Here is a 21,703-nt window from a genome sequence, read left to right as displayed (position 1 = left end):
CGATATAAAAAATCAAAACTATGCAAAGTCCGTCTTTTTCCATTTATGATGCTTCTGCGGGATCAGGAAAGACATATACTTTGGTAAAAGAATACCTGAAAATTATTCTTTCTTCTCCAAAAAACGATGCATACCGAAATATTTTAGCCATTACCTTTACCAACAAAGCGGTTCATGAAATGAAAAGCCGTATTGTTGGAAACCTCTCCGAATTTGCAAAAGACGATCCGTCTCCAAAGGCATCGGATTTAATGGAAGATTTGTCTCGAGAAACAGGACTTTCAATTATTAAAATCAAGACCAAATCGCAACAAATCATTAAGCACTTAATTCATAATTATGCTGCTTTTGATATTTCTACCATAGATAAATTTACGCATAAAGTCATTCGCGCTTTTGCGCATGACCTTAATCTTCCAATGACTTTTGAAGTTACTTTGGATACCGAAAATTTATTGGTCGAAGCTGTTGATGCCATTATTGCTCAAGCCGGTGAAGACGAGACATTGACCAAACTGCTTATCGATTTTACAATGGAAAAAACCGATGATGACAAAAGTTGGGATGTTTCGCGCGAAATTCTTGATACGGGAAGATTGGTTTTGAATGAAAACAATCGAAATGAAATTCTGCATTTTCAAAACAAAACAATTGAAGAGTTTGTCGAGATTAAAAAGAAAATGCAAGAGCTCTGTAAAGAACTAGAAGATATAAACGAGGTTCTTGCAACAAAGGCAATCGAATTAATCGATAAAAACGGAATCGACCCAAAATCATTTTCAAGAGGCACTTTTCCGAATCATTTGCAAAGTATTCGTGACGGAAAATTCAATCCAAAAAATAAAACTTTTCATGAGTTTGACGATATTGCGATTAACAAAACGGCAAAAGATCGAGCGTTAATAGAAAATATTATTCCAGAACTGCTTCAGATATTAAAAGAGGTTTATCAAAACTTCGAAAAAAGAGATTTTTATAAAGCCTTTCTAAAAAATATTACGCCACTTTCTTTATTGAATACAGTAAGTAATGAGCTTGCCAAGATTCAGTCGGAGCAAAATATCCTATCGATTTCAGAATTTAATGCGATCATTCATCGTGAAATTCAGAATCAACCCGCACCTTTTATATATGAACGTTTGGGTGAGCGCTATCGTAATTTCTTTATTGACGAATTTCAAGATACATCAGAAATGCAATGGCAGAACTTGATTCCGCTTATTGATAATTCGCTTTCTGGCTTAGATGATTATGGCAATAAAGGTACTTTGATGATTGTTGGAGATCCAAAACAATCTATTTATCGCTGGCGCGGAGGAAAGGCAGAGCAATTTATTGAATTAAGTAAAGAAGAAGTTGCATTTTTTCATCATGAGAAAAAAGTAAAACACTTAGATACAAACTATAGAAGTTATAGTGAAGTTATTGAATTCAATAATGCTTTCTTTAAGTTGATTTCGGATGAATTTACAAACAAAGATTATAAGGATTTATACGAAAATCATAGTTTTCAAAACACCAATTCGAAAAAAGGCGGTTATGTAAATATTTCTTTTCTTCCGATAGCAGAGAAAAACGAATCTGTAGATGAGGAAGAAGTTGTAGAGAAGTCAGACTTGTATGTTTTGGCAACTTTAAATACAATTCAAGAAGTAGTTAAACAAGGTTTTGAATATAAAGATATTGTAATCCTGACCAGAAAAAGAGATCAAGGAATTGCTGTTGCCAATTATCTAACAGAACAAGGTATTCCGTTGCTATCTTCAGAGACTTTGATGATTAAAAACGCATCAGAAGTTTGTTTTATAATTCATCTTCTACGATATCTAAACAACAGTGCTGACTTAGAGTCAAAGGCTAACTTTTTACATTTTCTTTCTTCAACAAAAGATTTGTCAATGCCTGTGCATGATTTTATTGCATTAGGGATGAGTTATAGATTTGAAAAAGAATTTGAAGAATGGCTTACAACTTTCGATGTTTCTTTTTCTTTTGAAGATGTTAGAAAAAAGTCTTTGTATGAAGCTGTAGAGATTATCATTTCTAAATTTATTCTTCCGTCTGAAGGAAATGCTTATGTGCAATTCTTTTTAGATATCGTTTTAGAAAGAGATATTCGAAATCAGTCTGGAGTTGCAGACTTTTTGATTTTCTGGGATAAAAATTCAGAGAAATTCAGCATTCCATCCCCAGAAGGAAATAATGCAGTTCGAATAATGACTATTCATAAATCTAAAGGATTAGAATTTCCAGTGGTAATTATGCCTTTTGCAGACGAAGATTACAATCGAAAACCAAAAGATAAGTTATGGCTAGATACTGAAGAAATGGATTTAGGAGTTCCAAAAGCTTTGGTTGATAATAGCAGTGCAGTTGAAAGTTTTGGTGAAAATGCATCGGCAGTTTTCAATTTGAAAAAGCAGGAAGAACTTTTAGATAATATAAATGTGCTGTATGTGGCACTAACACGTGCTGAAGAACAATTGTATGTGATTTCCCAATCATTAAAAGCGAAAAACGATGGCGAGTATCCGAATAACATGGCTTCTTTTTTTATTAAATTCTTAATTCATGAGGGAGTTTATGAAGAAGAAAAGCTGAATTACGAATTTGGAAATAAAACTCGATTGTCAAAAATCACTAGAACAGTTGATACGGTTAAATCTATTCCGGTTGTGAGAGAGGTTTTAAATCCAAAAAACATTAAAATAGCACAGCGTGAAGCTTTAATGTGGGGAACGCATCAGCAAGAAGCGATATCATATGGAAATATTGTTCACGAGATTTTGGCTTTTGTTAAAGATAAATCAGATGTTGATCTGGCAGTGACCAAAGCGTTGGAAAATGGTTTGATAACGTATGATCAGGTCGATCAGGTTTTGCAGACTTTAAAAGAAATTGTAAATCATCCAGAGCTGAATCTTTGTTTTGATGGGAAAGATACTGTTTTAAATGAACAAACCATAGTTCAAAAAGAAGGAAGAATTTTAAAACCAGATCGGGTTGTGTTTTTAGAAAATAAGCAAGCCTACTTATTGGATTATAAAACAGGAGTTGCTAATGCTAAATATCAGCAGCAAATTCAGGAATATCAAGATGCAATTGAGGATTTGGGTTACAATGTTTTGAAAAAGGCTTTGGTGTATATTGGAACAGAAATCGAAGTAGTAAATTTGTGATAAAATTAATCAGATGTTAAAGAAAAAACGAAGCTATATTTTGGTTAAGTTGTTAATTTTTAACGTTTTAAATAAATAAAAAATGTACGGTAAAATAAAAGAGCATCTGCAGAAAGAATTGCAGACGATTGAAGAAAATGGAATTTTTAAAAAGGAGCGTATTATTACATCTCCACAAGGTGCGGAAATCAAAATCTCGACTGGAGAAACGGTATTGAATTTTTGTGCTAATAATTATTTAGGGCTTTCGTCTCATCCAGAAGTGGTGCAAGCAGCTAAAGATGCAATGGATACACATGGTTTTGGGATGTCGTCTGTTAGATTTATTTGCGGAACACAGGATATTCATAAAACATTAGAAAAAAAGATCGCTGATTTTTATGGTACAGAAGATACTATATTATATGCAGCAGCTTTTGATGCTAACGGAGGTGTTTTTGAACCTCTACTAGGAGAGAATGATGCAATTATTTCAGATAGTTTGAATCACGCTTCTATTATTGATGGAGTTCGTTTGTGTAAAGCAGCTCGTTATCGCTATGAAAATAATAATATGGAAGATCTGGAGCAGCAATTAATAAAAGCAAATGAGGCAGGAACTCGTTTTAAATTGATTGTGACAGATGGAGTTTTTTCTATGGATGGTCTTGTAGCGCCATTGGACAAAATTTGTGATCTTGCTGATAAATACGATGCAATGGTAATGGTAGACGAATGTCATGCCGCAGGTTTTATAGGAGCAACAGGAAAAGGAACTCTTGAAGCAAAAGGAGTTATGGGAAGGGTAGATATTATTACAGGTACCCTTGGTAAAGCCTTAGGTGGAGCAATGGGAGGATATACTACTGCCAAAAAAGAAATTATTGAGTTATTGCGTCAAAGATCTCGCCCTTATTTGTTTTCAAATTCATTAGCGCCAGCTATTGTTGGGGCTTCTATAAAAGTATTTGAATTATTAGAAAAAGATACAACGCTTCGTGATAAGCTGGAATGGAATACCAATTATTTTAAAGAAGGTATGAAAAAAGCAGGTTTTGATATTATTGATGGAGATTCTGCAATTGTTCCAGTTATGTTATACGATGCAAAATTGTCTCAGACAATGGCAAATGAACTTTTGAAACAGGGAATTTATGTTATTGGATTTTTCTTCCCTGTTGTTCCAAAAGAGAAGGCAAGAATACGCGTACAGCTATCTGCAGCACATGAAAAAGAGCACTTAGATAAAGCTATAAATGCCTTCACAGTTGTCGGTAAAATGTTAAAAGTTATATAATTACCACTTCTGTTAAATTTTTGTAGGTTTTTTTTAACATTTCATTTTGTATTTAAAAAATTTGGTGTTACTTTTGCTTGTAATTAACTAAATTGTAATTAAAAAAATTAAGTATGAAACATCTTAACAAACTTTTAGTTGCTGTATTGATGGCGATGGGTTTAAGTTCTCACGCGCAAGACAGTAACAATCCATGGGCGATCTCTTTCGGGGTTAATGCTGTGGATACTAGAACAAGTTCTGGTGCTGGTCATGGGTTTTTTGACCAACACTTTTCTCAGCCATTCGCTGTAAAAGACAACTGGAATATTCTTCCATCTCTATCTTACATTGGAGTAAATAGATATGTAGGACATGGTTTCTCAGTTGGTTTACAAGGATCTGTAAACAAAATTGATAAATACGTTGTTTTTGCTCCTACTGCTCCAGGGCATGACGGAAGAGGAAACATCGTTTACAACCCAGGGGATTTAATGTACTACGGAATTGATGCTACTATCAAATACAGCTTCCAAGAATTAATCAAATCTAAAGTGGTTGATCCTTCGTTATCTGTTGGTGGTGGTTATACTTTCTTTGGTGATAGTAGTTTTGGAACTGTTAACCCAGGTGCTGGTGTTACTTTCTGGTTTACAGATGCTATTGGTCTTGAATTAGGTACAAAATACAAATGGGCAGTAAGTGGTGACAGACAAGAAGCTGATGGAAGAACTCCTAACGCTGTTTCTCACTTCCAACACACTGCAGGTTTAGTTTTCAAATTCGGAGGTAAAGATACTGACGGAGACGGAATCTATGACAAAGATGATGCTTGTCCAGATGTTGCTGGTTTAAAACAATTCAACGGATGTCCTGATACTGACGGTGACGGAATCGTTGATGCTTCTGACGCTTGTCCAGATGTATTTGGTTTAGCTGCATTAAACGGATGTCCTGATACTGACGGTGACGGAATTGCTGATAAAGATGACGCTTGTCCAGATGTTGCTGGTTTAGCTGCTTTAAAAGGTTGTCCTGATACTGACGGAGACGGAATCGCTGATAAAGACGATAAATGTCCTACAGTTGCTGGTCCTAAAGAAAACGGTGGTTGCCCATTCTTAGATGCTGATAAAGATGGTGTTGCTGATAAAGATGATGACTGTCCTACAGTTTATGGTCCTGCAAGCAACAGAGGATGTCCAGAAGTAACTTCTGAAGCATTAGAAGATCTTAAAGTTCAAGCTAGAGCGGTATACTTCAACTCAGGAAAAGCTACTTTCAAAACTGGTGACAAAGAAACTCCAGCTAGATTAGATGCTATTAAAGAAATCCTTAAAAACTATCCAAACGCGAAATTCTCTATTGAAGGACACACAGATAGTACAGGTTCTGCTAAGATCAACCAAAAACTTTCTGAAGACAGAGCTAAAGCTGTAATGAACGCTTTAATTGAAAGAGGTGTTAATCCAGAGAATTTAGAGTCTAAAGGATTTGGATCTAGCCAACCAGTTGCAAGTAACAAAACTGCTGCAGGTAAAGCACAAAACAGAAGAACTGAAATTAGACACATTGGTTCTAAATACCAAGGTAAACTATAATTAGTTTTCTAAATAAATAATGAAAAGCCATTCTTAATTGAATGGCTTTTTTTATTTTTATGCTATGGTAAACACTTCTTTTCTTCAAAAAATTGCCTCTACTGTAATTCAGAACTTTGCAGAGAAACTTCCTGAAATAACAATAATCCTTCCTAATAAGAGGGCAAAAGTTTTTTTGATCGAAGCTCTTAGAAAAGAGACTTCAAAGACTATTGTTGCTCCAGAAATTACTAGTATAGAAGATTTTGTTCAGAATGTTGCTTCAATTCGGGCGGTTGATTCGATAGAGCTTTTGTTTGAATTTTATGAAGTCTATTTATCCATTACAGAAAAGAAACATCAGCAATCTTTTGAGCTGTTTGCAAATTGGGCTAAAACTCTTCTTCAAGACTTTAATGAAATTGATCGATATCTTCTGGATCCCTCGCATGTTTTGTCTTATTTAAAGGATATTGAAGATATAAAAAAATGGGGATTAGAAGTTGATCAAAAAACTAGACTTCTGGAAAATTATATTGATTTTTGGAAATTACTTCCGTTATATTATGAGTCATTATATAATCATTTGCTTTTCAAATCAATTGGATATCAAGGGTTGATTTATAGAGAAGCAGTAAATAATCTGAATCATTTTTCAAATACGATTGGAAACCGCACTTTTATTTTTGCAGGTTTTAATGCTTTGAACGCTGCAGAGGAAAAAATAGTGCAACATTTGCTTGCTTTAGATCAAGCTAAAATCTACTGGGATGCTGATCAAGCTTTTTTAAATGATCCGTATCATGATGCTGGGCTTTTTTTGAGGCGATTTAAAGAAAGTTGGAAACACTATAAATCAAATATTTTTGAATGGATTGTCGATGATTTTTCGCAACCCAAAAATATTCAGATTATAGGAACTCCAAAAACAATCGGACAGGCAAAACTTGCAGGAAGTATCATTGAAGGCTTGATAGATCAAAACCCAGATGCTTCACTTGATAAAGTTGCAGTCGTACTTGGTGAAGAAAACTTATTGGTTCCTGTTTTATATTCGCTTCCTTCATCTGTTGGAGCTCTTAATATTACAATGGGATATTCTGGAAAAAATAATCCGTCGCAGATTTTTGTTGCCAAATTGTTTAAAATGCATACCAATGCGATTTCTCGTAAAGGTGGTAGTTATGTTTTTTATTATAAAGACGTGCTTGATATTTTGACACATCCGTTGGTTGAACCATATGCAAATTCGCACAGATTGGTAAGAATTATAAAAGAGAATAACTACACTTTTATTACTCATCATAAAATTTTAGAACTTCATCCTGAACCTTCAAGTTTTTTTAATTTATTATTTGAAAAATGGGAAAATGGTTCTATTGCAGTTTTAAAAAATATTTCCACTTTATTAATTGCAATTAAAGATCATTTTAGTAATGATAATGAGGAAGAAAAAATTGCCAAAGCTTTTGTTTATGGAGTTTTTAAAGTGATTAATAAGCTTATAAATTATTATTCGAAACACCATCATATTGATAATATTGACACGCTTCATTCAATTTACAAGCAAATTATCGATTTGGCTGAAGTGTCTTTTGAAGGTGAACCATTACGCGGTTTGCAAATTATGGGAGTTTTAGAAAGTCGTGTTTTAGATTTCGAAACCGTAATTATCACTTCGATGAATGAAGGTAAATTTCCGGCTGGGAAGTCACAGAATTCGTTTATTCCTTATGATGTAAAAAGGGAGCTTGGACTTCCGACTTTTAAGGAGAAAGATGCAATTTATACGTACCATTTTTATCATTTGTTGCAGAGGGCCAAAAATATCTATTTAATTTATAATACTGAAAATGATGGGTTAGATGCTGGAGAACGAAGCCGTTTTATAACCCAGCTAGAAGTCGAAAAGAAATCACGGCATAATATTACATTTGATATCTACAATCCAGATCTTCCAAATACAGCTTACGAGCCTATTTCTGTTCCGAAATCTGAGCTAGTAATGGAGCGCTTGAAAGAAATTGCGGTTAATGGTTTTTCTCCATCGGCATTAACTAGTTATATCCGTAATCCGATTGAGTTTTATTTTCAAAAGATATTGAGAATTCGTGAAGTAGAAGAAGTCGAAGAAAACATCGCCTTGAATACTTTAGGAACGATTATCCACGAAACATTAAAAGCGCTTTATGAACCTTTTATTGGTAAGTTTATTTCTGAGAATGATCTTTTAAATTGTTTTAAATTATTGGATGATGAAGTTCTTAAACAATTTAAATTGGTTTACAAAGAAGGGGAAATCAAGAAAGGACGAAATCTTTTGGCTTTTGAAGTGGCAAAACGAAATGTCTCGAATTTCCTGAAAATGGAATTAGAGTCTGTTAGAAATAATGAAGCGATTCAGATTGTTGCTTTAGAGCAAACTTTCGAGCGAGAATTTATTCACCCTAAATTGCCATTTCCTGTTTTAATTAAAGGAAATGTCGATCGTATAGAACGTAGAGACGGAAAAATTAGAATTATCGATTATAAGACTGGAAAAGTAGAAAAAGCTAATGTTGTATTGAAAACTTGGAACGGATTGACTCAGGAGCTTAAAAACGATAAAATCATTCAGGTTTTGGCGTATGCTTTTATGTTTGAGAAAGAAGCGGGTGGCCTTCCAATAGAAGTTGGAATTATTTCATTCAAAAACTTAAAGTCTGGATTCTTGCCTTTTGGTTTTAAAGAAGAAAAAGATTTAGACGTTATCGTAACGCCTCAAATCTTGAATTCTTATTTGGAAGAAATTGCCAATTTGCTAAGTGAGATTTTTGATATTAATATTCCTTTTGAGGAAAAAATCTAGAAATCTTATCAGAAAGTTTCGAAACATATTTGAGTTTTATAAGACAACTTTGATTGTAAATTTGGCAGTTTCTGCTATTGCATTTCTTTTTGGAGGAGTTGGTTATTTTTTGGTAATGATAGTTTCGTTAGGTTTTGTGTTGAGTATTGGGTTTAAAGAAATTTATCGTAAAAACGAGTATTTGTTTTATAGAAACAATGGTTTTTCAAAAAGATGGCTTTTGTTTTATAGTTTCTTACTCAATTTTGCTTTTGTGTTTTTGTTTCTGATGGGACTAATTTCAATTCAGAAAATATTTTGAAAAAACACATTCTAGAAATAAGTGGTATTCAAAAAAGCTTTAACGATAAATTATTGCTTTCAGATATTTATTTGAAATTGGAAACAGGGCAAATCATTGGTTTGCTTGGCAGAAATGGCTCTGGAAAATCTACTTTGTTTAAAATTATATGTGCGATCATATCAGCTTCAGATAGAAGTATTTTTATTGATGGAATTTCGAAGAATAAGTCTCATCTTTTATTAAATGAAATTTCGTACTTGTATCAAAACCAATTTGTTCCCAATCATTTTTCGGTTTTGCAGGCAATTCAACTTTCTATCGATAAACAAAATGTGGTCTTTTTTTGTAGTGATTATTTTTTAAAGCCTCTTTTAAATCAAAAAATTAAAAATTTATCTTTTGGAGAATTGCGATATCTTCAGGTTAAGTTGATACTTTTTAACCAATCAAAATTTGTGTTATTAGATGAGCCTTTTACTGGGTTGTCTCCAAAAATGATTGATATAGTACATGAATTGATCAAAGAAAATTCTCAAGAAAAAGGAGTAATCATTACCGATCATAATTATGAAAAAGTAATTGAAATTGCCACAGATTTAAGATTATTGAAAAACGGCAAATTGCATACGATCAATAAAAGGGCAGAACTTATTCAAAAAGGTTATCTGAGAAGTTTGGACAATTTTTAGTTGCTTTTGCCTGAATATTTGTTGGAAAGTTGCTGACTTTTTTTCAAAGTTATTTTGTTAAAACGCAATTCGTAAAAGGTTTTTTTTCGAAGAATTTTTCAAAAATAACCTCTTAATAACTGCAATAAACAGTAAATGTTAATTTTAGAAATGAATTTTATCAAGTAAAATGTTACGATTTTAATGTTGTTTATTTTTTATGTTAATTTTTTTTGCAGATTCTCTGAAAAAAAATAAGATTAATTATGTGATGAATAAAACTGCATTAATACGTTGTAATGCATCTTTTTTTAACAAGTGTTTATCGCACAATTGCTAATATTAAAATATCTTTGGCGCTTCTAAAGCATAACAATCTTGGTAGGACAAGAGTGGCTTTATCTAAATATAGAAAAGTGATTATTTCAAAGTTATAATGATATTTTGCCCCCAAGAATGAGAAAAAGGCTGTTTCAACTTAGGTTAGAAATGGCCTTTTTCGATTCTAATAGTTTGGTTCTATTGAAAGAAATCTAACAAAACAGTTTTTAGCTCTTCATTATTTTCAATTTGGCTCATGTGTCCGTCTTCAAACGAAACCAATTCTGCGGTTGTATCTTCAATTTGCGAAAGGCTTTCTTCGTAGTTTAAAACGGGATCTTTTTTGCCTAATATCAATATAATCGGAAATAAATTTTTACGGACTAATTCTTCTCGATCTTTTCTAATTTTCATTCCTTCCTGAGAGGCAATAATTCCTTGTAAAGGTGTTTTTAAGGCTTCTGTTTTTACTTTTTCGATTTCTTCTGCCAATCGAGTTCTGTTGTTTTCACTAAATAAATTAGCTATGGCCAAACTCACAAAGCTCACATAATTTTGTTTTACCGCTTTAATGGCGCGGGTTCTATTTAGTTTTCTCTCTTCGCTGTCTTCTTTGGAAGTTGAATTCAACAAAACTAATTTTTGGATTTTTTCTGGATGCAATTCGGCGAAAGCCAAACCAACATAACCGCCCATCGAATGTCCGACAATGATAGCTTTTTCGATATTCAAATTTTCTAAAACTGCATTTACAGCGTTGGCATTATCTTCCATTGTATGCACATAGCCTAAACAATCAGAATCTCCATGTCCGAGTAAGTCGATTGCTACAACGCGATATTTTTCTGAAAACAGTTCAATATATTCTGCCCACATTTTTTTGTTTTCGAGAAAGCCGTGAAGTAAAACAATTGCTTTTCCTTTTCCTGAATCTGTAAAAGAGATATTGGTGTTTTTATAAAGAATATTTTTCAAAATGATGTTTTAAATGTAAAATGCAAAGATAAAAAAGCTGAAAGCATCTAAGAAATATAAGTTCATTTGAGTTAAAAATAGTAATCGTTAAGTTCAATATTTAGTTTTAAACACCTAGAAAATAGATTTTTATTCTTTCTAGTTTAAGATTGTAGAAAAAGCAAGCTTTAAAACAAAGCTCTATGTGAATTATTCTAAGTAAAAAAATGATTTCACATACAGAGGTTTGTAATATTAAATGAACTTATATAACTTATATGGTTAAAAAAAACGGCTCTCATTTCTTGAAAGCCGTTCCTAATTATTTAAAACCGATTATCACCATCCAAAAGGTTTCCTAATCCGCCGAGCAGACTTCCTTCTTCACGGCTGTTTCCGCCAGATCTTGGTGCCGATGCAATAATACGATCTGCTAATCTAGAGAAAGGCAATGATTGTATGAAAACCGTTCCTGGACCTTTTAAAGTGGCATAAAATAAACCTTCGCCTCCAAAAATAGAGTTTTTAATTCCGCCAATAAATTCAATATCATAATCTACATCTTTGGTAAAACCAATAATACAGCCAGTATCTACTTTTAAGATTTCGCCAGGAGCCAATTCTTTTTTAGCCATTGTTCCTCCAGAATGTACAAATGCCATTCCGTCTCCTTCAATTTTCTGCATGATAAAACCTTCACCGCCAAATAAGCCTCGGCCTAATTTCTGAGAAAATTCTATGCCAACAGAAACGCCTTTGGCAGCGCATAAAAAAGAACTTTTTTGGCAGATAAATTTTCCTTGAAATTCGGTCAAATCAATCGGAAGGATTTTTCCAGGATAAGGTGATGCAAATGAAACTTTACCTTTGCTATTGCCTTGATTTAAAAATGCCGTCATAAACAAGCTTTCGCCAGTAAGCACTCTTTTACCAGCATTTAAAAGTTTGCCAAATAAGCCAGATCCTTGTTGCTGCGAACCGTCTCCAAATATGGTTTCCATTTGGATGTTGTTTTCCATCATCATAAAACTGCCCGCTTCGGCAATTACAATTTCCTGCGGATCTAATTCTATTTCCACATACTGCATTTCTTCTCCAAAAATCTGATAATCTATTTCGTGTGCTTGCATAATTCCTAAGTTATTTGTTTTGAAAATTAGTCGAATTATGCTTTAGAATGTTACAATTTGATTGTTTTTATGGTAGATTTAAAAATATAAATGGAGTTTGTTATTTTAAATTAGTCTTAATTATGTATTTAATTGGTTGAAATTCTATACTTTTGCATTGTTATAATTTTTATTAGAATGGCATTAGTTAGCGATTTGACTACAAAAGTATTATTTGAAACAGAAAAAGGATACAGTTACCAATGTGATTTGACCAATAGCATCATTATCAATTTTGTTGATACAGTGTCAAGTTATAAAATTCATGATTTTTTGATTTTTCAAAGAAAGGTTAACAACGTTGATATTCTTAATATGCTTTATGATCTGTCTGACCAGTCTGATGCGCAGCTGATTGAAACTACCAAAAGAAATTTTTCCAGAAATCTTACTATCTGCGAAATAGTACAGTTGAGAGAATTATTAAACGGAACCAAATTTATTCTCAGCCTACATTCTATGCTTTGCAGTGTTGCAAACGTGGAGCTAATTTAGATTCTTACTTAGATTAAATCCAAATTCTCAGGCAGTTAGGATTGCGTCCTTTAAATTTTGTAATTTTACAAGTACTAAAATTTAAGGTTATGAAAGATTTACTAAGAACAAGCACTTCATTAACTGAAGGCGTAGAAAATATATTGAATTTACAGGCAAAGATAGAAAGTGACGCTTCAAATAAATATTTGGCTATGGCTGCATGGTTGGATAGAAACGGTTATGCACATTCGGCAGAGTATTTATATAAACAAGCGGAAGAAGAAAGAGAGCATTTTCTAAAAATTTTCAAATTCATTACAGATATGGGAGGGATTGCCGTTACGCCATCTGTTCCAGAAGTGCAGCAAGAATTTGCTTCTTTTAGAGAAGTATTTGAAATTGCTTTGCAAAACGAAATTGCAGTTACTCAAGCAATCAATAAAGTAATCGCAAAATGCAGAGCTGAAAATGATTATGCTACAGAAGATTTTATGATGTGGTATGTGGCTGAACAAAGAGAAGAAGAGAAAAATGCAAGAAGAGCATTAGAGCTTTTTGACTTGATTAATGAAAATGAAGCTACTGGCAAATTTGAATTAGATGTTCAAATATCAAAAATCGGATAACGAAACGATTAATTAATAAAATTTAAAAAGCCCTTAATAATTCAGTTTATTAAGGGCTTCTTTATTTATGAGTTCATCAAAGTTTCAATTTCATCTGCTTCAATAGGAATATTGCGCATTAAATTAAAAGGTTCTCCTTTTTCCTGAATCACAACGTTGTCTTCTAGGCGGATTCCGAATTTTTCTGCTGGAATATAAATTCCTGGCTCAACTGTAAAAACCATATTGGCTTTCATTGGTTCGTGTAGCAATCCGTAATCGTGTGTGTCCAATCCTAAATGATGAGACGTCCCGTGCATGAAATATTTTTTGTAAGCAGGCCATTCTGGGTTTTCGTTCTGAACATCAGCTTTGTCAATTAAACCTAAACCAAGCAATTCAGAAGTCATGATTTTGCCCACTTCAACATGATATTGTTTCCAAAGCGTTCCTGGCGTAAGCATTTTTGTAGCTTCGTTTTTCACTTTTAAAACAGCGTTGTAAACTGCTTTTTGGCGATCTGTAAAACGTCCAGAAACCGGAATTGTTCTCGTCATGTCGCTAGAATAATTGGCATATTCAGCTGCAACGTCTAACAAAATCAAATCTCCGTCTTTACATTGCTGGTTGTTTTCGATGTAGTGTAAAACATTTGCATTGTTTCCAGAAGCGATAATTGGTGTGTAAGCAAAACCTTTAGAACGGTTACGGATGAATTCGTGAGCCAATTCAGCTTCGATTTCGTATTCGGTAACATTTGGTTTTACGAATCCTAATAATCTGCGGAAACCTTTTTCTGTAATATCACAAGCATGCTGAATCAAATCGATTTCTTCGCTTTCTTTTACCGAACGAAGTCTTTGTAAAATTGGGTTGCTTTTTGCAACATTGTGTGCTGGATAACGCTCTTTCCACCATTTTACAAAACGAGCCTCACGAGTTTCTGTTTCTACAGAAGCGCGGTAATGTTCGTTGGTATTGATATACATCGTATCCGCATAGGTCATCATTTCGTTCAAAACTTTATGAAAATCTTGCAACCAATAAACCGTTCTAATTCCAGAAACCTGAAAAGCACGTTCTTTAGTCAATTTTTCACCTTCCCAAACTGCGATATGATCGTTTGTTTCTCTCAAGAAAAGAATTTCTCTTTGATGCTCATAAGGCGCATCAGGAAACAAAAGCAAAACACTTTCTTCTTGGTCAACACCACTTAGATAAAAAATATCTCTGTGTTGTGCAAAAGGTAAAGTACTGTCGGCACTAACTGGGTAAATGTCATTTGAGTTGAACACGGCAACAGAATTAGGTTTCATTTCTGCCATGAATTTTCTGCGGTTTTTTACAAAAAGACCACTGTTTATTTGATGATATTTCATAATTATTTCGTTTTTGAACTTCGAATTTCAAAATTACGTATTTTAAATATATCGCGTGAAATTGATTTATTAAAGTTTTCTTATTTGTTGGTTTTTTGCTACGAAGTCACGAGGGCACAAAGTTTTTTTTAACGCAAAGGGCGCTAAGGTTTTTCGCAAAGAAAGCAAAGTATAATTTTTGTTGGAGGAGAAAAAGAACGCAAAGTTTTTGACATAATCTGTCATTTCGATGCAAGGAGCCCCGAGCGATAGCGAATTGGCGAAGCAAATCTTCGCAAGTAGCTCCGCATAGTTTTGTCATTCTGAGGAACGAAGAATCACACAAGAAACTCTACAAAGACTGGTGATTTAGTTTCACGGAGATTCTACAGATTTAGATTTCAATATCTTTAAAACGATTTTGTATATTGGCTAATAATAATCTAAATCTAAATGGGGATGAAAAATCTTCTTATCCTATTATTTATCTCAAATATTTCATTTGCTCAGACTGATGTCTTAAACTTGAAATTCCCAAAAGAGTCAAAGCTTACTCAAAAATTCCAAAATGCAATTAATGAACAAAAAAATCAATCCAATTGGATCGATGAAAGCAATAAAGAAAAGATAAGAAGTTATACAATGGAATTTATTTTAGATAAAATTGATAATAATCGGGAGTTTTCCTATTTGATTGATGCTGAATATTGGATAGCTTTAAATTACCAAAAGATAATTCCGCAATTAATTGAGCGAATAACAAATGAAAAAGAAGTTGGTCTTGTTAATAGTACCGATTTAATGATATTTGAAAGAATAGAAAGTGGAGATTTGAAAGACTACGGTCATGGATTTATAGTAAATGATGATCTGTTTACAGTTGCCGGAAGGGCAAACAGATTACTAACACGTGTAACAGGAGAAAATTTTGGCTCCGTTTCTATGAAATCAACCCCAAAAGATTTGAAAGTCCTTCAAAAGAAATGGACCGATTGGTTAAAAAATCTTCAATAAAAAAATCGAAGCAAGTACAAGACTTCGGTTTTGCTTTTATACAAATAATTCTTTTTCTCCTTCAGCATCTTCTCCAAAAGAGCCACTTTCTCTTTTTCAGCTTGAATTAACGGTTATAGAGTTTTTTATTCTCTTCAAAAGTCTCCTGATCCCCATGCTGAGAGGGGAGAGGATTAGGAAAGAGTTCTGATTTTTACTATTGTGATAATGAGGAATACATTTGCGGTAATTTGAATCAAAATAATAAACATTGACCCCTAGAAAATCTATTTGATAAGAATACGGTTTCCCGTAAAGAAATGATGTCATAAATTATAATATTTGCAAGCAATAACTAACCTTTAAATTCATGAAAACTAAAGTAAAACTATTTTCAATCTTTTTTCTAATTTCTCTTTTAATGGCTTCCTGCGTTGCGGAGGTAAGTTCAAGTAATCAAAATACAATTCAATCTTTTACTATAACAAATGGAAGTGTTACCAAAGAATTTGCAATAGAAGAAAACTCAATAAGAGGTATTGTTGAAAGCACATTTGAACTAGAAGATGTAAGTTTGGATGTTTCAATTCCTAAAGGAGCAACAATAAGCCCAGATCCAGCAACGATTAAATCTATCAACGGACCTTTGACTTTTGTAGTTACGGCAGAAAATGGAGACATCAAAAATTATAATGTAGATATAAGAAGAGAACCAAGTGCTGATAATTTCATTTTAGAAGTAAATGTAAATACTCCAAATTTAGTATTAAATGGAGACATTGATGCTGAAAAAGGATTAGTAACAAAAAGAATTCCTGAGAGTAATGACCTTAAAGGTTTAAATGTCGAAATTAAATTTTCAAAATATGCAACAATATCTCCAGATCCTAAAACGATTAGAGATTATTCTGAGCCTGTGAATTTTACTGTTACATCTGAATCTGGTGTAGAAAAGATTTATCAAGTAAAATTAGAGCACATGGATTTTGCAGTGTCGAGATCATGTACGGACTCAAATACATCGAAATGGTTTGGAGGTGATAATAGAACTGATGCTCCAGATATTTTAGCTTTTGACAGAAATGTAGGGACAGGACAAGCTGTAATAGTTGATAAAAGTTTAGTGCCTTCAACTTTTAGTATTCGTTTTCTGGAAGGATTTACTTATTATGTTGGCAAGCAAAAATATAACAAGCCAGTAACATTAAAATTAATTATCAAAGATGCAAGTCTTAATGTTTTAGCAACCACAACTACAGAGGTTTCAGAGAATTTTAATGGAGGTTTAGTTCCGTTTGATTTGCAAAGTCTAAATCTTTATTTAGAAGCAAAGAAGGCTTATACTTTTTATTGGTATTTAGTTGATGGGGATAAATTGGGTGTTTCTTCAGGTAGTGCAGGTAATACTAATGCAGGAAGTGGCTTTTGTTATAATAGTGGTTATTCAGGAGAATCTAGGATTAGTAGAAATAACAGTCTCGAAGATGCAAATGTTTGGTATGAACACGGATGGCATTTTAACATAGGATTAGAAGGTAAAGAATAATTGAAAGTATACATATAAAAGAAAAAAAAAACCGAAGCCCATAAGACTTCGGTTTTTTTATTATTATATAAAATAATTATTTCTCTTTCAACAACTTTTCCAAAAGAGCCACTTTTTCTTTTCAGCTTGAATTAACTGTTGATATAGTTTTTTATTTTTTCCATATTAGAAATAGATTGATGTTTCTAAAATATTTCAAAAAGTAAAAATACAATTTTTCTGACTATCGAATTGGTTTTGGTTTTAGAATTGTGTAATCTTGGTATCAGAAAATGTAAGCCTAATAAAATGAATACTTCCAAATTTAAGTTAATTACCATAGCCGAAATCAAAGCAAAATATCCTTTTTTAACTCAAGATGAAAAGTTTGATTATTTTGATGATTGGAGCAATGAAGATTTTTTTCTTTCTGCTGAAGAAGATGTAAATTTTGATGGACATTTTTATTTAGATCTTTATGAGAATAAAGAGAAAAAATGGCTCGCCAATTTGTTAGATATTCCAATAAAGAAAATTGAAGAAATAAGAATTGAAGGGATTTTAATTAATGGAAATTTGACTGTAAGTGGGGCAATTATAAATGCCGAAGGCGATTACGGGCCATATATTTTTATTAATGGAAATGTAAATTGCCAAAGTCTTTTACTCGGAGGAACAAATGTCGAAATAAAAGGAAATGTTATTGCAAAAGAAGTGGTAATGGCCTATTATAATCATGGTAGTTTTAATTGTACAGGTTTAATCGAAGCTCCAGTTTTTATAGCGACAGATCATAACACAACATTTGGAGCAAGAAAAATTGATTTCTTTTATTATAATGATAGAGATGAAATTGATCCTAAAAATGAATCCGAATATGATGATGAAACAGACGATGAAGTTATTTCAAATGAACTCAGAAAATTATTAGATAATCCGTTAATCGAAACTTTTGAAGAAATAGAACGAGAGCTTGGAAGAGGCGAGTTGGTTTTGAAACAAAATAATCCGCCTGCTAAAACTTATGAATATTGGCGTGAACGTGTTAAATCAAATTACAGAGATTTAAAATTAGTTCCAAAAGAATTTAAAACCGAAGAACTTTGCCATCTCGCACTAGATTTTACATTTCATGCTTTACCGTTTGTAAATAAACAATTTATTACGCCAGAACTTTGTGAAAAATTGGTTCTAAAGGATGGTTTTGCAATTCAGGTAATTCCAGATTATTTTATAACAAAAGATCTTTGCGTTACAGCAGCTGAAAGCGGTACAATGTTACGGTTGATTCCAGAAGAATATTATTCTGAAGAACTAATAACACTAGTTTTTAAAAATGGAAAACATGAACCCGATATAAACGATGTTCCGTCTAAATTTATTACTGAAAGCCTTCTTGTGGAATACGTGAAACTTGGAAAAGGATTATGGCTTGATAAAGCCTGTAAACTAAAAGGAATTGATAAGTTGCATATTCTAAAACAAGTGATTGACTCAGGAATTGAATATCTGGAGAATATTTTTGGAAATCATTTTAGCCAGGAAACGGCAGATTATGCGGCTTCGATTTATAATATTGAAACTCATAAAGCGGAATGGGATAAGTATGTTCAGAAATATAAACATAAATTTGAGAGACTTGGAAAATGAAAGAACTACTAATTGAAAGCAAAGGAATAAAAACGGATCATTACTATATACCGCCTTTTGAAGTAAGAGAAGGGGATTTCGTTTTTATTCATCTTGAAAATCATATCGCCTCTTGTGATGTCGAAGAAAAAGTAATTGCAATTTTTACTGGAAAGGAGAAAAATGGAAACGTTACAATAAACAAACCGCATACTTTTGTAAAACAAGTAAGGGAATCTGAGTTTAGAAGAAGATTTTTTCCGACAACTGTGGGAGAATATCTTTTTAGAAACATGAAACGAGAAAGTAAGTTTGCCAAAAGAATTTATGAAATAGATTGGATAAATAAAAACACGCAATTAATTAGATTGCCAGGAAACCCCAGAAAATTAATTTCGTTGTATTCTGTATTGTCAAAAACAAACCATATAATTTTTGATTTGGTAGCACAAGATTTTGAAGGAATTGAACACGCCGCCAAAATTGTAAAAGACGAAATAGGAGGTAAAGGATCGGCTATACTGGTGGATAGATGTGATGTTTTGAAGAAGTTTTGTACTCAACATATAAGAATAGAATGGTTTATAGATTTGAAAGAGGATGCTAGAAAGTTTAATTTCTAAAATGAATAACTTTTAAAAAGATGTCAATAAAAGTAAAGAAATTGCGATCGCGATAATTATTTTGTAAATGCAGATGAACTCAAACATAAACATAAGAAAAATCCAAAATCACGACTTGGATTTCGTCTACAAATCAATATGCGAACTCGAAAATGAAGTTTTTGATTTTGAAGTTTTCAGCGAAATATTCAATACAAACATTTCAAATTCAAACAACCTTTATTTGATTGCAGAAGATGAAAATGAAAGTTTAGGTTTTATTAGTTTTCATATTCAAAATTTATTGCATCATTGTGGTTTGGTCGGTGAGATTCAAGAATTTTTTATTGATAAAAACCACCGCGGAAAAGGAGTTGGCAGAAAATTGGTTGATGAAATTCTAAAATATGCAGAAGAAAATAATCTAAAAAGCATAGAAGTAACAACAAACAAAAAGCGAATAGAAAACGTTGCAATTTATGAAAATCTAGGTTTTGCTTTGAGTCATAATAAGTTTACGATTTCTAGAGAACAGTATAAATAGATTAGATTTTTTTCTAATTAGAAAATTACTAATACTTGAAACTATGCGGTTTTACCTTTGTCAAAGTTTTAAACTTTGACAAAGTTTTTTTGTGATTTCGTCATTGCGAGGAACGAAGCAATCTTATCACGCGTGACTTTTGGTAGTGTGGTTGCTTCGTTCCTCGCAATGACACGCTATGTGTAAATAAAAAAACCGAAGCTATTGCTTCGGTTTTTTGTGAGTTTTGGAATTTGGGATTTCAAAAATTGGAATTTAATCCACCCATTTATAATATCTTGCTCCAATCAAAACAGGAATCTCTTTTTCAATTCTGTCTAAAACCCATTCGTTTTTCGGAGTTCTGATGCTTGTTTTTTGTTCTTTTTTATGAAGGCTTTCGTAAGTATTGAAATCAATTTCTACGCTTTCAGCTAAATTTTCAAAAAGCTTCACATTTGCCAAAGCCGATTGCCATTCTGGTTGAATTGTTCCTTCAAAAACTTTCGATTTAGAACCGCTTCCATAAGCTAGGAAACCGAATTTAGTTCCTGCAACTTCTTTCTTTGTATCGTAAAAATGAGCCAAAGTCGACAATAATCCCATGAATATAGAACCTGTGTAAAGATTTCCAATTAAAGAAGATGCTAATTCAGCAGGTTGTAGTTTCTCGGTTACAAATGTTTTGTAATCATCAGATTTTGCTACTTCTTTGATTTTTGTCTGATAATCTGCAGGTGCGATATCATCAGCAATAATTTTCTCGGCACTGTCTAAAGCGTAAATTTCAGACAACATTCGGCGTCCTTGGAAAGAATAAGGCAAGTGCATAATAATGCTTGTCCAAGTATTGTATAAAGTCTCTGTAGTGTTTTTTAATTTTTTGAATGAAAAGTAGGCATTGCGCGTACGATCCATATAACATTGGTTGGAATACTGACCGTCAAAAACGGGTTGGTCTTTATGAATTTCGATTTCAGCTTCCAAATTGTCAAACCAAGAATCGTTGTTGGTGTTTTTAGTAATGTCGCCTTTAGAAATAGTTCTGTAAGGTTTGAAGAAATCGAAAACACCTTTTGTGCTTGTTGCCCAATTGTCATCAAAAGCAATGATTTTTGGATTTGCTGTAATCAGCATTGCAACAGCTCCAGCTCCTTGTGTGTATTCTCCGCCAGAATTTAAATCGTATTTTGCAAAATCACTTGTAACCACAATTGCTTTTTTCGTCGGATTCAATTTTACAAAATCAAGACAGTTTTGCATCGCATCTACACCGCCAATACAAGCGAAAGTGAAATCTACAACATCGCATTCAGCCAAAACATCTTCGCCAAATTTTTGCTCCATTAAACTAATAAGGTAAGAAGCAATAGGTTTCGAACTGTCGATGCCGCTTTCGGTACCAACATAGATTCTGCTTATTTCGTTTAGGTTTATTTTATTATCAATGATAAGTTTTGTTAAGGCATTTGCTCCAAAAACTACAGCGTCTTGGTGAACGTCTGGAAAGGTCATTTTTAATAATCCAAGACCTTTTTCTAATTTTTCTGGTTCAATATTTCTGGCAACAGCCAAAGTTTTTATGGGTAAATGTATGTTTGCTACATCAAATGAAATAGCATCAATTCCTGTTTTCATTATTAATTTTTTGAGGCGCTAAAGGTAAAACTATGTTGCGGAATGGCAATTTTTTACTTAGACAAAATTTCTGCCGACTAGCACTTTTGAAGAAAA

At 32.8% G+C, this 21,703-nt stretch carries 16 protein-coding genes; 12 read left to right on the top strand and 4 right to left on the bottom strand.

All coding sequences use genetic code 11. The features are described 5' to 3' along the window. The first annotated feature begins 20 nt into the window (after nt 1-20). The 5 genes from J7574_RS00855 (at nt 21) to J7574_RS00835 (ending at nt 9,834) form a co-directional block, all read left to right on the top strand. Entirely contained in the window at nt 21-3,179 is a 3,159-nt protein-coding gene (locus tag J7574_RS00855; RefSeq protein ID WP_290962967.1) for an exodeoxyribonuclease V subunit beta, read from the top strand. An 82-nt stretch (nt 3,180-3,261) separates the two neighbouring features. Continuing rightward, on the top strand, nt 3,262-4,455 hold the full coding sequence (kbl, locus tag J7574_RS00850; protein ID WP_290962965.1) for a glycine C-acetyltransferase: 1,194 nt from the start codon (nt 3,262-3,264) through the stop codon (nt 4,453-4,455). 113 nt (nt 4,456-4,568) lie between these two features. Next, nucleotides 4,569-6,035: an OmpA family protein gene (locus J7574_RS00845; protein WP_290962963.1), complete on the top strand. Its 1,467-nt coding sequence runs from the start codon at nt 4,569-4,571 to the stop codon at nt 6,033-6,035. A 64-nt stretch (nt 6,036-6,099) separates the two neighbouring features. Further along, nucleotides 6,100-8,862 carry a PD-(D/E)XK nuclease family protein gene (locus tag J7574_RS00840; protein ID WP_290962961.1) on the top strand — a complete coding sequence of 921 codons (2,763 nt, stop codon included), beginning with the start codon at nt 6,100-6,102 and terminating at the stop codon, nt 8,860-8,862. A gap of 297 nt (nt 8,863-9,159) precedes the next feature. Beyond that, entirely contained in the window at nt 9,160-9,834 is a 675-nt protein-coding gene (locus tag J7574_RS00835) for an ATP-binding cassette domain-containing protein (protein ID WP_290962959.1), read from the top strand. Nucleotides 9,835-10,332: 498 nt separating this feature from the next. Here the strand turns inward: J7574_RS00835 and J7574_RS00830 are convergent, their stop codons facing one another. Further along, on the bottom strand, nt 10,333-11,109 hold the full coding sequence (locus tag J7574_RS00830) for an alpha/beta hydrolase (protein WP_290962957.1): 777 nt from the start codon (nt 11,107-11,109) through the stop codon (nt 10,333-10,335). 305 nt (nt 11,110-11,414) lie between these two features. Further along, a complete protein-coding gene (locus J7574_RS00825) occupies nt 11,415-12,218 on the bottom strand; it encodes a TIGR00266 family protein (protein WP_290962955.1) in 804 nt (267 codons plus the stop codon). 177 nt (nt 12,219-12,395) lie between these two features. Between J7574_RS00825 and J7574_RS00820 the strand changes: the two genes are divergently transcribed. Both J7574_RS00820 and J7574_RS00815 read left to right on the top strand, forming a co-directional pair. After that, entirely contained in the window at nt 12,396-12,752 is a 357-nt protein-coding gene (locus tag J7574_RS00820) for a hypothetical protein (RefSeq protein ID WP_290962953.1), read from the top strand. A gap of 89 nt (nt 12,753-12,841) precedes the next feature. Next, nucleotides 12,842-13,360: a ferritin gene (locus J7574_RS00815; protein WP_290962951.1), complete on the top strand. Its 519-nt coding sequence runs from the start codon at nt 12,842-12,844 to the stop codon at nt 13,358-13,360. A gap of 65 nt (nt 13,361-13,425) precedes the next feature. On the opposite strand, the gene J7574_RS00810 is transcribed toward J7574_RS00815, so the two are convergent. Further along, nucleotides 13,426-14,718: an aminopeptidase P family protein gene (locus J7574_RS00810; protein ID WP_290962949.1), complete on the bottom strand. Its 1,293-nt coding sequence runs from the start codon at nt 14,716-14,718 to the stop codon at nt 13,426-13,428. A gap of 438 nt (nt 14,719-15,156) precedes the next feature. Here J7574_RS00810 and J7574_RS00805 point away from each other — a divergent pair, with 438 nt between their 5' ends. From J7574_RS00805 to J7574_RS00785, 5 genes are all read left to right on the top strand, one after another. After that, complete coding sequence (locus tag J7574_RS00805) at nt 15,157-15,711, top strand: hypothetical protein (protein WP_290962947.1); 555 nt, start codon at nt 15,157-15,159, stop codon at nt 15,709-15,711. A gap of 349 nt (nt 15,712-16,060) precedes the next feature. Further along, the gene (locus J7574_RS00800; protein WP_290962945.1) at nt 16,061-17,236 is read left to right on the top strand and encodes a DUF5018 domain-containing protein; all 1,176 of its coding nucleotides are present in this window, start codon (nt 16,061-16,063) and stop codon (nt 17,234-17,236) included. 288 nt (nt 17,237-17,524) lie between these two features. Beyond that, nucleotides 17,525-18,865: a polymer-forming cytoskeletal protein gene (locus J7574_RS00795; protein WP_290962943.1), complete on the top strand. Its 1,341-nt coding sequence runs from the start codon at nt 17,525-17,527 to the stop codon at nt 18,863-18,865. Beyond that, nucleotides 18,862-19,467: a hypothetical protein gene (locus J7574_RS00790; RefSeq protein ID WP_290962941.1), complete on the top strand. Its 606-nt coding sequence runs from the start codon at nt 18,862-18,864 to the stop codon at nt 19,465-19,467. The genes J7574_RS00795 and J7574_RS00790 overlap by 4 nt, the downstream gene beginning before the upstream one ends. A 73-nt stretch (nt 19,468-19,540) precedes the next feature. Then, entirely contained in the window at nt 19,541-19,990 is a 450-nt protein-coding gene (locus J7574_RS00785; RefSeq protein ID WP_290962939.1) for a GNAT family N-acetyltransferase, read from the top strand. A gap of 255 nt (nt 19,991-20,245) precedes the next feature. Here the strand turns inward: J7574_RS00785 and J7574_RS00780 are convergent, their stop codons facing one another. Next, the gene (locus J7574_RS00780; protein WP_290962937.1) at nt 20,246-21,607 is read right to left on the bottom strand and encodes a hydroxymethylglutaryl-CoA synthase; all 1,362 of its coding nucleotides are present in this window, start codon (nt 21,605-21,607) and stop codon (nt 20,246-20,248) included. Nucleotides 21,608-21,703 lie beyond the last annotated feature (96 nt).

The organism is Flavobacterium sp., assembly GCF_017744675.1.
Lineage (GTDB): Bacteria > Bacteroidota > Bacteroidia > Flavobacteriales > Flavobacteriaceae > Flavobacterium.
Note: the sequence above shows the minus strand (reverse complement) of the source record. Positions and strands in the feature narration are given on the sequence as shown.

Bases quoted from the DNA above. Each gene is read 5' to 3' on its own strand.
- J7574_RS00825 (WP_290962955.1), bottom strand. From the start codon at position 12,218: ATGCAAGCACACGAAATAGATTATCAGATTTTTGGAGAAGAAATGCAG.
- J7574_RS00785 (WP_290962939.1), top strand. From the start codon at position 19,541: ATGAACTCAAACATAAACATAAGAAAAATCCAAAATCACGACTTGGAT.
- J7574_RS00810 (WP_290962949.1), bottom strand. From the start codon at position 14,718: ATGAAATATCATCAAATAAACAGTGGTCTTTTTGTAAAAAACCGCAGA.
- J7574_RS00780 (WP_290962937.1), bottom strand. From the start codon at position 21,607: ATGAAAACAGGAATTGATGCTATTTCATTTGATGTAGCAAACATACAT.
- J7574_RS00815 (WP_290962951.1), top strand. From the start codon at position 12,842: ATGAAAGATTTACTAAGAACAAGCACTTCATTAACTGAAGGCGTAGAA.
- J7574_RS00855 (WP_290962967.1), top strand. From the start codon at position 21: ATGCAAAGTCCGTCTTTTTCCATTTATGATGCTTCTGCGGGATCAGGA.
- J7574_RS00805 (WP_290962947.1), top strand. From the start codon at position 15,157: ATGAAAAATCTTCTTATCCTATTATTTATCTCAAATATTTCATTTGCT.
- J7574_RS00800 (WP_290962945.1), top strand. From the start codon at position 16,061: ATGAAAACTAAAGTAAAACTATTTTCAATCTTTTTTCTAATTTCTCTT.
- J7574_RS00790 (WP_290962941.1), top strand. From the start codon at position 18,862: ATGAAAGAACTACTAATTGAAAGCAAAGGAATAAAAACGGATCATTAC.
- J7574_RS00845 (WP_290962963.1), top strand. From the start codon at position 4,569: ATGAAACATCTTAACAAACTTTTAGTTGCTGTATTGATGGCGATGGGT.
- kbl (WP_290962965.1), top strand. From the start codon at position 3,262: ATGTACGGTAAAATAAAAGAGCATCTGCAGAAAGAATTGCAGACGATT.
- J7574_RS00840 (WP_290962961.1), top strand. From the start codon at position 6,100: ATGGTAAACACTTCTTTTCTTCAAAAAATTGCCTCTACTGTAATTCAG.
- J7574_RS00795 (WP_290962943.1), top strand. From the start codon at position 17,525: ATGAATACTTCCAAATTTAAGTTAATTACCATAGCCGAAATCAAAGCA.
- J7574_RS00820 (WP_290962953.1), top strand. From the start codon at position 12,396: ATGGCATTAGTTAGCGATTTGACTACAAAAGTATTATTTGAAACAGAA.